The following is an 11,645-nucleotide window of genomic DNA, read 5'->3' on the forward strand; positions in this document are numbered from 1 at the left end:
AAGGAATAATGCCGTGGACGTACGTCTCTCTGATCGTGTCAATGCCATCAAACCATCTCCTACACTTGCAGTGACCAACAAAGCTGCGGAACTTAAAGCTGCTGGTAAAAACGTGATTGGTTTAGGTGCAGGCGAACCAGACTTTGATACCCCCCAACATATCAAAGATGCTGCAATTGAAGCGATTAATAAAGGCTTTACCAAATATACAGCCGTAGACGGTACTCCAAGCTTAAAAAAAGCAATTATTGCAAAATTAAAACGGGACAATAATTTAGACTATCAAGCCAACCAAATTTTAGTATCTTGTGGCGGTAAGCAAAGCTTCTTTAACTTAGCACTTGCTTTGCTCAACAAAGGCGATGAAGTCATCATCCCTGCTCCATTTTGGGTAAGCTATCCAGATATGGTGATTATTGCTGAAGGTATACCTGTTATTGTCAAATGTGGTGAAGAGCAATGCTTTAAAATCACCCCAGAACAATTAGAAGCTGCGATTACACCAAACACTCGTTTAGTCGTATTAAATAGTCCGTCTAACCCAACTGGCATGATCTACACCAAAGCTGAATTAGAAGCTTTGGCTGAAGTACTTCGTCGTCATCCACAAGTCTATGTTGCTTCTGACGATATGTATGAACCGATTCGTTGGGAAGATGAATTTTACAACATTGCGACAGTTGCGCCTGATCTATATGACCGCACCATCGTCTTAAATGGTGTATCAAAAGCCTATGCTATGACAGGCTGGCGTATTGGTTATGCAGCGGGTCCTGCGAAAATTATTGGGGCTATGAAGAAGATCCAATCGCAATCAACCTCTAACCCAACCTCTATTTCACAAATTGCAGCCGAAGCAGCATTGAATGGTTCACAAGATGTCCTTAAACCAATGATTGAAGCATTCAAACGCCGTCACGATTTAGTGGTCAATGGCTTGAATGAAATCAATGGTATTTCTTGCTTAACAGCAGATGGTGCATTCTACGCTTATGCCAATATCCGTCCTTTAATTCGTGCCAAAGGTCTAAAATCTTGCACAGAATTTTCTGAATGGTTACTGGAAGAAACTGGCGTTGCCGTTGTTCCTGGTGATGCATTTGGTTTAGGTGGTTTTATGCGTATTTCTTATGCAACGGCTGACGAAGTATTAGTTGATGCGCTCGCGCGTATCAAAAAAGCAGCCGATTCGATTGATGGTGTAGATGCTGCAATTGCGTCTATCGAAGCAGAAAAAACTGCGAAATAATCAACGCTCTGGCTTTAAATGAAAGGAAACTTCTCAATGGAGTTTCCTTTTTTATTGTTTGATTAAACGTCCACTCAAACGCTTAATTCTGATTCAAAGATAAACAAGCATTTAAGCAATGGCCTGCTTTTCTTTAAAATCTTTCGGTCGAGTGCATAAATGACTGAACACGGCATATTGCCAAATACTTTTTACTTGTACTGTAACAACCTTCTGTTCTGCTACAGACCAAGCCAATGCGGTATTTGTACCCAGAATCAACTCGCCACCAAGTTGGAATAAATACAAAGGGCTTTGTTGATTTACGCTGAGTGGATTTTTTTGACTCAATAAATTACTTGAGTCTATGATTTTCCATTTATTACCAAACCACAATTGCAACAAATCCCCCAAGAACAAAGCTTGTTGTTTAAATGGGAAGGTATTGAGAAATGAGCTTTCAACGGGTGTGTAATAACGCTCAGGATCTTGAAGGATATCCAGATAGTTTTCTTGATAAAAAGATAGATTTGAAAAAATAGATTGAATACGAAGAATAGTCATTTTGACCTCCGGTTTAGCCATTTTAGTGCTGGCAAGTAGGGTTAAATCCACACTGTCTAGATCAATATCTAAACGCTCTTTCTGATTTAAATCTAGCAATCACACCATCAAGTTTCAAGTATTTTTTTCTATTTATGGTTAATTGTGCAAATAAGAAGCATACAACACAAAAATGAAGAGAACATGACACTTTTGACTTGACCGATTTTAAAAGCCGCATATAATGGCTGTCAGATTCTCCCATAGCTCAGTCGGTAGAGCGACGGACTGTTAATCCGCAGGTCCCTGGTTCGAGCCCAGGTGGGAGAGCCAAGATTCTAAAAAGCCCATATCAATGATATGGGCTTTTTATTGCCCAATAAAAATAGAAATAAAAAAACCTCTGACAATCAGAGGTTTCACGACTTTCTTTCGAAATCAAGCGGTGATCTTTGCTGGCACACCACTATGGAAACGGAAGGTATCATCTGGCGTTAAAATCAGATTCTTTTCAACGTCGCGAATATACTCAATTCGCTGTTGAATCGTTTCTTCAGGATCTTTTAATTTAGCGGTTGTTGCGACATCTAAAGCCAGCGCCAAATAGTCCTCAAAATGACGTGATTCTGATTTAAGCAAGTAACGATAATACCGACCAAGCTCATCATCAACAATTGGTGCAAGCGCATGGAAACGCTCACAAGAACGTGCCTCGACAAATGCCCCGATGATCATCACATCAATCAAAGCTTCAGGTTCATAAGTCCTGATTTCTTTACGCAAACCACCTGCATAACGCCCTGCACTCAGCCCCGTCCACTCTTGACCACGTTTATTCATGAACTCAAGAACCTGCTCATAATGCAGCATTTCTTCACGGACCAGTTGCGCCAACTTCACCTGTAAATCAGTAAAAAAGCTATAACGGAACATAAGATTCATGGCCGTACTCGCCGCTTTTTTTTCACAATTGGCATGGTCCTGCATCAATATTTCAAGATTATTGATTGCTTCATCTAACCATGCTTGAGGTGTGGTACAACCTAAAAAATGAATAACAGGTTGCATCAACTCATCGTAATTAATACTACTCATCTACTTATCTCGTAGCAGCCTGAATCGCTGCTTTCATCTCTTTTACCGCTTGGGCCAAACCGACAAATACACTATCTGCAATGATTGAATGGCCTATATTTAATTCATGAATTTGTGGGATCGCAGCAATAGGTGCGACATTTTCAAGGTTTAAACCATGTCCTGCATTGACCACCAAACCTTTTGCAGCAGCATATTCCGCGCCTTTGATAATACGTGCCAGCTCTGCTTGCTGATGTTCATCTGTTTCAGCATCTGCATAAGCACCTGTATGGATTTCAATGGTTGGCGCACCACAAGCAACCGCAGCATCAATCTGTGCTAAATCAGCATCAATGAATAGTGACACATCACAACCAATCTCGGTCAATGCTGCTGTCGCAGCTTTGACTTTATCAAAATGGCCAACCACATCCAGCCCACCTTCAGTCGTGACTTCTTGGCGACGTTCAGGCACAAAACACACATGTTGAGGTTGAATTTCTTTGGCAAACTCAACCATTTCATCGGTGACAGCCAATTCAAGATTCATACGTGTTTTCAATAATGGACGCATACGACGAACATCATCGTCCTGTATATGACGACGATCTTCACGTAAATGTAAGGTTATGCCTTCTGCACCCGCTTGTTCACAGACCAAAGCAGCCTGTACAGGATCAGGGTAAGTTGTACCACGTGCTTGTCGTAATGTCGCAACATGATCAATGTTTACACCTAATATTGCAGCCATAAAAATATCCTATTGTTTTTCACCCTAAAGCGCTGACAAATATAGCTTATAGGGGATTAAGTTTGAGTATTTTGAATCCAGAGTTGACGGCTTTTCAGTGGCCGATCACCTAACAATGAGCTAATCATTTGACGGTATAGTTTACCCAATAATTGCAATTGTTCGTGAGAAAAATTCTGCCCCTGTTCATAACTATGCATGGACGCAATTAAAGCACCGTCAAGCGTGGAACGGGATGCTTTTGCAACAGGCATAAAACCATCATTAAGCTGAAATTGATAATGCTGAGAAGGTTGAGGTTGGACTTGTTGCTGACTGGCATCAACTGAGAAATCAATTGCATAGCCTAGCTCTTGCAATAAAACATGCTCAAATTGACGCAAAATTTGACGCAGAAACAACGATGCTTGCTCATGCGCCGCGAGTAGCTGTAATTGCAATAATATCTTTTGATATTGTTGAAATGTTTGCGGCATAGCCTCTTCTAGAGAACACAAACGCAAAATGACTTCATTTAGATAAAAACCAGCAAAGAAAGCATCACCATGAAAAAAAACCGGTTGATTTAAAATTTCTAATTTGGTGAAATTTTTAAGTTCAGACTTGCCTGTCGCTTGCACACGAATCGGTTGATATTGCGGTGGTGGAATCTGTCTCAGTATTCCATCCACCCGACCATATTCCTGCGTAAACAAATGCACAATATGGCTTTTTTCTCGATATTTACGATGATGAATTAAATATCCATGCAAGACCTCATTGCGCATCATCGCATGCGACTCGCTCTAGTCCTTGGCATCCTTTTTTTCATCATCGTCACCATCAGGAATCACAGCACCCACCACAGCCGCAGTCCCTTTTACAACACCTTTAGTGGTTTTATAAGCAACTTTAACAGGTACAGTCACAACTTTATGAATACACCCTTGCAGCATGAATATACATGTCACGATCGCCATTACTCGTATTGTGGTTTTCATACCTGTTTCCATTGTCTTAATAGATCGTTTTAAATATCGCTATAACCCAAACTTTTTAGTGCGCGCTCGTCATCAGACCAACCACCTTTCACTTTAACCCAAAGTGTCAGCATAATCTTTTGTTCAAACATTCTTTCCATGTCTGCTCGCGCATCCATACCAATACTTTTCAGTTTCGCACCTTTATCACCAATCACAATGGCTTTTTGCCCTTGGCGTTCTACGAAAATGGTGGCATCAATATAAGTACAAGCCGATTTCAATTTACCTGTCTTTTCGTTAATCACCGCATCTTCAGTTTTAAATGATTCAATCTGTACAGTTAAATCATACGGTAGCTCTTCACCCAACTGACGCATAATTTTTTCACGGATAATCTCACTCGCAAGGAAACGTTCTGAACGATCCGTGATCTGATCCAATGAATAGAGTGGCGCTTGATATGGCAAGTACTTTTCAATGGTGTCGCGCAAATGATCAAGATTCGCACCACGCAAAGCTGAAACAGGTACAATTTCAGCAAAATTCATTAATTTAGCACGTTCACGAATCAGTGGAAGCGCTTCATTTTTATTCTCAAAAGTATCCAATTTATTGATCACCAAAATCACAGGCATTTCTGCGTTTTTGAGTTTCTCTAAAACAAGCTCATCGTTTTGCGTCCACTTTTGTGCATCAACCACAAATAAAACCAGATTCACATCACGTAATGCAGAATGTGCAGCACGGTTCATCATTTTATTGATCGCACGCACTTCTTTTTTGTGCATTCCTGGGGTATCAACAAATACAGCTTGTGATTTTTCACGTGAATCAATGCCCACAATTTTATGACGAGTGGTTTGTGGCTTACGTGAAGTAATTGAAAGTTTTTGCCCCAATAAATGGTTCATCAAGGTTGATTTACCCACATTTGGACGACCAACGATGGCAACAAAACCACTTTTAAAATCTGAAGGTATAGTTACTTCTTTAGAACTAAAAAATTGATCTACAACATTATGGTCATCTTGCTGCTCAGTTGTTTCTGATTGATTGTCATTTGAATGAGACATCAGGTTATTGCTCCAATAATTTTAAAATTTCAGCCGCTGCTGTTTGTTCAGCGAATCGACGACTTGAGCCCTCACCGTGGATTTTAGGCAAACCATCAATCAAACATTCCACCGTAAAATGTTGATTTGGCGCATCGCCCTGAATATCTACAACCTCGTAAACTGGGAGAGGTTTTTTACGTGCTTGTAAATACTCTTGTAAGCGTGATTTCGGGTCTTTGAGTTGATCCGTTGGTTCAATATAATCAAGGTATGGTTCATACCATTTTAACACAATGCTTTGTAGCTGGTTCAGATCATTACAGTCTAAATAAATCGCACCGATAATCGCCTCAACCGTATCGGCAAGAATCGATTCGCGGTGATGACCACCAGATTTTAACTCACCCGTACTTAAAATGAGTGACCGACTGAGCTGTAAATCATTTGCGATTTTTCCGAGCGCTTCTTGTCTCACAAGCGTTGCTCGCATACGCGTCAAACGACCTTCATTTTCTAAAGGGTAGACTTGATATAAGTAGTTGGCAATGATCATCCCCAATAACGAATCGCCTAGAAATTCTAGGCGTTCATAATTGTGTTTATGGCTAACAGAGCGATGGGTTAAAGCCAGTTTCAACAAATCAACTTGTTTAAACTGGTGACCGATGCGCCCTTGTAAGCGACTATCACTGAGCTTGTTTGGCAGATTTTTGGTCAAAAGTCTTCTCAAAAGTCATAACTAAACTAATGTTGAGCATGAAAGGCTTTCGCACCTCATACTTTTTGTTTACGATCAAATCATCTTTATATGTGGCTTGTGCGACATCCTTAAAACGAAGATCTCGTATTCCATTCATATCCAAACGCTGATCCATCTGAGATGCAAATTTACTCGGTGTCGTATTTTGAGGGCTATCTTTTAATAGCCCCTCAATTTGACTATCGATAATTTTGTCATCCCAGTATGCTGGCCAAATCGCAATTGCTGCTTTCACAGCAACTGCAAATAAAACCACCCCAAATAAAATTGCAATATACGAAGTCCCCAATTGAGATTTACGCATCTTTATATTTCCTATCTGTTTTTATTTATTAATCAATTTTAGCATTTCGGTTAAAACTTGGAAGTTTAAAACCAGGTTCTTTATGCATCCATACATAAAAAGCACGACCTGTTAAGTTTTCTTCAGGTACAAAGCCCCAAAAACGACTATCGGCACTTTGATCACGGTTGTCACCCATCGCAAAATACTGCCCCTCTGGCACAGTGACTTCCCAATCTCGCCCTTGACTCTGAATAAACACATCATTGGCTTTGGCAACAAATGGAATCAATGCATCTGCACCTTTCGCTTGTGCAAATTGATAGGTTTCAACCAAAGAATTACGTCCATCTATATAGCGGACTGAATACTGATGATCACCTAAAGTTTCTTTAAAATAAGAGACTGTTGGTGTTTCCAAGAGATCTTTTTCACGCTGAATTTCAGTTGAAACTTTGGCAACCTGTTCACCATTAATCACCAACTGACCATCTTTATATTGAATATGATCACCTGGTAAACCAACAACACGCTTAATATAACTAATCGTAGGTTGTGGTGGATAACGGAAAACAATTACTTCACCGCGTTTTGGCTCACCAACATTGATCACTTTGGTATTTACGATCGGCAAGCGCACACCGTAATCAAACTTATTGACCAAAATAAAATCACCAATTTCTAAGGTTGGGACCATAGACTCAGAGGGAATATTAAATGGTTCGTATAAGAAAGAGCGCAAAACGAGTACGATTGCGAGCACTGGCCAAAAATCATATGCCCATGTAATGATAAAATTTTCCTGATCTCGCCCTTTGTTCGCACGATGTTTCAGTACAAACTTATCAAGCAACCACACCAAGAAAAATATAAGTGTGGCAGGTACCAGAATCAAATTAAAATCAAAATCCACACACCCTCACTTGCAGCTAACAAGCTGCTTGTCTTGGGCTGGTCAAAACAATACTTTGTTTTCCCAGCCACATTCTTTATCTATCAACTTTCAACACAGCTAAGAACGCTTCTTGTGGAATTTCAACACTTCCCACTTGTTTCATACGTTTCTTACCTTCTTTTTGTTTTGAAAGTAACTTTTTCTTACGCGACACATCGCCACCATAACATTTTGCTAATACGTTTTTACGCATCGCTTTTACAGTAGAACGTGCAATGATTTGCGCACCAATAGCTGCTTGAATTGCCACATCGTACATTTGACGTGGAATCAAGTCTTTCATCTTCTCAACCAATGCGATACCACGGTGACGTGCATCATTACGATGACAAATCATCGCCAAGGCATCAACCTTTTCGCTATTAATTAACACATCAACCTTAACTAAGGCTGAACTTTCAAAACGTACAAAGTTATAGTCAAGTGAGGCAAAACCACGTGAACACGATTTCAACTTATCGAAGAAATCCATTACTACTTCAGCCATCGGGATTTCAAAAGTGATTGAAACCTGATTGCCCAAGAACTTCATGTCCTTTTGTACACCACGACGCTCAATACACAAGGTCATGACATTACCTAAGTATTCCTGCGGCACAAGAATATGACACTCAGCAATTGGCTCACGCAAATCTTCAACCGTTGAACCATCAGGCATCTTCGATGGGCTATCGATATAGATGATATCGCCCTTCTTGGTCAATGCTTCATAGATTACCGTTGGTGCAGAGCTAATCAAATCAAGATCATACTCACGCTCTAAACGCTCTTGTACGATCTCCATGTGCAGCATTCCCAAGAAGCCACAACGGAAACCAAAACCTAAAGCATCTGAACTTTCTGGTTCAAAGAATAAAGCAGAGTCATTAATCTGTAATTTTTGTAGTGCTTCACGGAACGGTTCAAAATCACTGGCATCAATCGGGAATAAGCCCGCATAGACCTGCGGTTTAACCTTTTTAAAGCCCGGTAAAATCGCAACATCAGGGGTACTTGATAAGGTAATGGTATCACCCACCGGCGCACCAAAAATATCCTTAATCCCTGCAATAACAAAGCCAACTTCACCTGCTTCGAGTATATCGGTTTCACTATGTTTTGGATTAAATACACCCACAGAAGTGACTGGATGCGTCTGACCTGTCGATCTCACTAACATTTTGTCGCCCTTACGGATACGACCTTGTTTAATACGAACTAGCGAGACAACACCTAAGTAATTATCAAACCATGAGTCAATAATTAACGCTTGTAATGGCGCATCACGATCACCTTCAGGTGCAGGAATGACATCCACCAAACGCTCTAAAACACCCTCAACACCTAGACCTGTTTTTGCTGAACATGTCGGTGCGTCTGTTGCTTCAATACCAATGATTTCTTCAATTTCATGAATCACGCGTTCAGGTTCAGCTTGAGGCAAATCAATCTTGTTTAAGATTGGTAATACTTCCAGACCTTGCTCAATCGCGGTGTAGCAGTTCGCCACTGACTGTGCTTCTACACCCTGTGCAGCATCCACTACCAACAACGCACCTTCACAAGCAGCCAAAGAACGTGAAACCTCATAAGAGAAGTCAACGTGTCCAGGTGTATCAATAAAGTTCAGTTGATATTCTTGACCGTTTGGATGTGTATAGTACAGCGTAACTGACGCAGCTTTAATGGTAATCCCACGTTCACGCTCAAGCTCCATAGAGTCCAGTACTTGAGCCTGCATCTCACGATCTTGTAAGCCACCACACATTTGAATAAAGCGGTCAGCCAAAGTTGACTTACCATGGTCAATATGAGCAATAATCGAGAAATTGCGTATATTTTTGATATCTACGGATTTTTTAGCTTTCGCCATGGGTTACCTTGAGAAAATAGAACGCTCTATCCTTTAAAAAAGTGATGAGCCAAAGCGGTTTAACAAAATTGTTAGGGATTATAACAGAACGACCTTTCAAAGTATTCAAAATAATGACGCCTATTTGAGAGCAAATCAAAGCATCCTATTCAGATTTAAACTGAGGAAATTTGCGCATAAGAAACCGAAAAATCCATCGGATTCAAATCAGTTGCGATGGGCTGATAAGCTTGAGTAAAACTCGGTGACATACGCTTCGGGCGACCTGTCGCGATCTCAATACAAGCCCACTTCGTATTACCAACAAACAAAATACTCTGATCTTTTGGTCGATAAAATGCATATTGGCGGAAAGAATACAGCGCATTAATATCATCTAACCACGTTCGTAAAATGACATCCTCACCTTCCAGCGCCGCTTTTCTATAGTGTACGTGATGCTCTACTGCAACCATGGCATGTTTAAGCTCTAAATACTGTGCCAAACCTAGGCCTAATGTTTCAATATGTGCAGCCGCCACATCTTGCATCCACTGCACATAGATCACATTATTGACATGTCCAAGCACATCAATATGTTCAGGTTGAACCTGTATTTTTAAATCAAAAATCGTACTCATAATTCAGCAATAACTTTATCAATTCATGCGCTGGTGCACACAGTAATCTAAACCAATCGATATTACAAAATAAAAACCACTCTAGCGTTGAGTGGTTTTTATAACATCATTCAACATTATTATTGGAGGCGCAGACCCAATATCGCACGTTGCCCTTGGCGAATAATTGCAACACGCGCAACACTTCCTTTTGGCAATCCAGTAATCGTTTTAGCAAAAGCCTCACTGTCCTTAATGGCAACACCATTAACCTGTAGGATCACATCACCTGCCACAATATTTGACAATGAAGCCAAACCACCGCGTTTGACTTCTTGTACCAAGATACCACCAGCTATATCTAAGCGAGATTGCTCGGCTGGAGTAAGATTTCGGATGCTCATTCCCAAGCCATTGGTTGGATTATTTTTATCTTCTGCTGCTGGTGTGTCATCTGGCGCTGTACTTAATGTTGCTGAAATGGTACGAATTTTTTCATCCCGTAAAACTTCTAATCGAATGGTTTGATTCGGTGCAGTACGGTTCAGCGTATAGAGTAAATCACTGGTACGAGAAATTGGCGCACCATTAATTTTTAAGATCACATCACCTGATTTTAAACCTGCTTTTTCCGCTGGTGATTTTGGTGACACTTGTGTAATCAATGAACCTTCAGGTTTTGGTAATTTATATGCTTCAGCCAAGTTACGATCAATATCTTGGAGCATGATCCCCAAATAAGAACGGGTCACTTTACCATTCGCTTTCAGTTGCTGAACCACATCCATTGCGACATCAATTGGAATCGAAAATGACAAGCCCATATAACCGCCTGTACCACTAAAGATCCGAGAGTTCACCCCCACCACTTCACCACGCTGGTTAAACAATGGACCACCGGAGTTACCAGGGTTCAAAGCTGCATCCGTTTGAATAAATGGAACTGAAGTCTCACCACTCATATTACGTGACTTTGCACTGACGATCCCTGCCGATGCGGAATAATCAAAACCAAAAGGCGAACCAATCGCTAGCACAGGTTCACCAACTCTGAGCTGATTTACATCGCCCACTTTTAACTCAGGGAAATTCGCCCCTTCAACCTTAAGTACAGCGACATCAGTACGTTCATCACTTCCGACCAACGTTGCATCATATTCACGGCGATCATTTAAGGTGATACTGATACGTGAAGCATTTGAGATCACATGATGGTTTGTCACCAAGTAGCCATCTTTACTAATAAAAAATGCACTACCAAAAGCTGTTTTTTCCTGCGGCCCTTGTCGTTGAGGAATAATCACTTGATTCCCAAAAAACCGACGTAGAATTTCTGGTACTTGTTGCTGTAACAACTCGTCCTGAGTCATTTTTTTCACAACATTGACACTCACCACGGCAGGGCTAACCTGCTCAACGAGATTTGAAAAATCTACTGGCGATGCAGCGTTGACTTGAGCAGCTGCAACTGTAAATACCGCAGCATACATTCCTTGTTGTAAATAGCGACTTTTCATGAAGCAAGAACCTACAGACTGATGATCAAAAAAAATTTAAGACTATGTTTTTAGCATAAGCCC

At 40.7% G+C, this 11,645-nt stretch carries 13 protein-coding genes and 1 tRNA gene; 2 read left to right on the forward strand and 12 right to left on the reverse strand.

Annotation, left to right across the window (positions count from 1 at the left end; genetic code table 11):
- The first annotated feature begins 13 nt into the window (after nt 1–13).
- Nucleotides 14–1,249, forward strand: a complete 1,236-nt coding sequence (locus MMP72_RS05540) for a pyridoxal phosphate-dependent aminotransferase (protein ID WP_241315323.1) — start codon at nt 14–16, stop codon at nt 1,247–1,249.
- A gap of 111 nt (nt 1,250–1,360) precedes the next feature.
- On the opposite strand, the gene MMP72_RS05545 is transcribed toward MMP72_RS05540, so the two are convergent.
- Nucleotides 1,361–1,792: a hypothetical protein gene (locus tag MMP72_RS05545; protein ID WP_241315631.1), complete on the reverse strand. Its 432-nt coding sequence runs from the start codon at nt 1,790–1,792 to the stop codon at nt 1,361–1,363.
- A 236-nt stretch (nt 1,793–2,028) separates the two neighbouring features.
- Here MMP72_RS05545 and MMP72_RS05550 point away from each other — a divergent pair.
- Nucleotides 2,029–2,104, forward strand: a tRNA-Asn gene (locus MMP72_RS05550).
- Between the two features lie 105 nt (nt 2,105–2,209).
- Here MMP72_RS05550 and MMP72_RS05555 read toward each other — a convergent pair.
- The 11 genes from MMP72_RS05555 to MMP72_RS05605 form a co-directional block, all read right to left on the reverse strand.
- Nucleotides 2,210–2,866, reverse strand: a complete 657-nt coding sequence (locus tag MMP72_RS05555; protein WP_241315324.1) for a tRNA-(ms[2]io[6]A)-hydroxylase — start codon at nt 2,864–2,866, stop codon at nt 2,210–2,212.
- A 4-nt stretch (nt 2,867–2,870) separates the two neighbouring features.
- Nucleotides 2,871–3,599, reverse strand: a complete 729-nt coding sequence (gene pdxJ / locus MMP72_RS05560; RefSeq protein WP_241315326.1) for a pyridoxine 5'-phosphate synthase — start codon at nt 3,597–3,599, stop codon at nt 2,871–2,873.
- Nucleotides 3,600–3,655: 56 nt separating this feature from the next.
- Nucleotides 3,656–4,369, reverse strand: a complete 714-nt coding sequence (gene recO / locus MMP72_RS05565; RefSeq protein ID WP_241315328.1) for a DNA repair protein RecO — start codon at nt 4,367–4,369, stop codon at nt 3,656–3,658.
- 15 nt (nt 4,370–4,384) lie between these two features.
- On the reverse strand, nt 4,385–4,579 hold the full coding sequence (locus MMP72_RS05570; RefSeq protein ID WP_241315330.1) for an NF038104 family lipoprotein: 195 nt from the start codon (nt 4,577–4,579) through the stop codon (nt 4,385–4,387).
- Between the two features lie 29 nt (nt 4,580–4,608).
- Nucleotides 4,609–5,634: a GTPase Era gene (gene era, locus MMP72_RS05575; protein WP_241315332.1), complete on the reverse strand. Its 1,026-nt coding sequence runs from the start codon at nt 5,632–5,634 to the stop codon at nt 4,609–4,611.
- A 4-nt stretch (nt 5,635–5,638) separates the two neighbouring features.
- A complete protein-coding gene (gene rnc / locus MMP72_RS05580; RefSeq protein WP_130161137.1) occupies nt 5,639–6,334 on the reverse strand; it encodes a ribonuclease III in 696 nt (231 codons plus the stop codon).
- Nucleotides 6,303–6,680, reverse strand: a complete 378-nt coding sequence (locus tag MMP72_RS05585) for a DUF4845 domain-containing protein (RefSeq protein WP_241315334.1) — start codon at nt 6,678–6,680, stop codon at nt 6,303–6,305. Before MMP72_RS05585 ends, rnc begins: the two co-directional genes overlap by 32 nt.
- 28 nt (nt 6,681–6,708) lie before the next feature.
- A complete protein-coding gene (gene lepB / locus MMP72_RS05590; protein WP_241315336.1) occupies nt 6,709–7,572 on the reverse strand; it encodes a signal peptidase I in 864 nt (287 codons plus the stop codon).
- Between the two features lie 76 nt (nt 7,573–7,648).
- Nucleotides 7,649–9,466, reverse strand: coding sequence for a translation elongation factor 4 (gene lepA / locus MMP72_RS05595; RefSeq protein ID WP_241315340.1), 1,818 nt, complete (start codon nt 9,464–9,466; stop codon nt 7,649–7,651).
- Between the two features lie 155 nt (nt 9,467–9,621).
- On the reverse strand, nt 9,622–10,086 hold the full coding sequence (locus MMP72_RS05600; protein ID WP_241315342.1) for a thioesterase family protein: 465 nt from the start codon (nt 10,084–10,086) through the stop codon (nt 9,622–9,624).
- 119 nt (nt 10,087–10,205) lie between these two features.
- Nucleotides 10,206–11,582, reverse strand: a complete 1,377-nt coding sequence (locus tag MMP72_RS05605; protein WP_241315344.1) for a Do family serine endopeptidase — start codon at nt 11,580–11,582, stop codon at nt 10,206–10,208.
- Nucleotides 11,583–11,645 lie beyond the last annotated feature (63 nt).

It is taken from the genome of Acinetobacter sp. NIPH 2699 (assembly GCF_022549355.1).
In the GTDB taxonomy this organism is placed as follows: domain Bacteria; phylum Pseudomonadota; class Gammaproteobacteria; order Pseudomonadales; family Moraxellaceae; genus Acinetobacter.

Excerpts from the sequence above, each read along its gene's own strand:
- MMP72_RS05545 (WP_241315631.1), bottom strand. The coding sequence starts at position 1,792 with ATGACTATTCTTCGTATTCAATCTATTTTTTCAAATCTATCTTTTTAT.
- era (WP_241315332.1), bottom strand. The coding sequence starts at position 5,634 with ATGTCTCATTCAAATGACAATCAATCAGAAACAACTGAGCAGCAAGAT.
- MMP72_RS05570 (WP_241315330.1), bottom strand. The coding sequence starts at position 4,579 with ATGAAAACCACAATACGAGTAATGGCGATCGTGACATGTATATTCATG.
- lepA (WP_241315340.1), bottom strand. The coding sequence starts at position 9,466 with ATGGCGAAAGCTAAAAAATCCGTAGATATCAAAAATATACGCAATTTC.
- MMP72_RS05585 (WP_241315334.1), bottom strand. The coding sequence starts at position 6,680 with ATGCGTAAATCTCAATTGGGGACTTCGTATATTGCAATTTTATTTGGG.
- pdxJ (WP_241315326.1), bottom strand. The coding sequence starts at position 3,599 with ATGGCTGCAATATTAGGTGTAAACATTGATCATGTTGCGACATTACGA.
- MMP72_RS05605 (WP_241315344.1), bottom strand. The coding sequence starts at position 11,582 with ATGAAAAGTCGCTATTTACAACAAGGAATGTATGCTGCGGTATTTACA.
- recO (WP_241315328.1), bottom strand. The coding sequence starts at position 4,369 with ATGATGCGCAATGAGGTCTTGCATGGATATTTAATTCATCATCGTAAA.
- MMP72_RS05555 (WP_241315324.1), bottom strand. The coding sequence starts at position 2,866 with ATGAGTAGTATTAATTACGATGAGTTGATGCAACCTGTTATTCATTTT.
- MMP72_RS05600 (WP_241315342.1), bottom strand. The coding sequence starts at position 10,086 with ATGAGTACGATTTTTGATTTAAAAATACAGGTTCAACCTGAACATATT.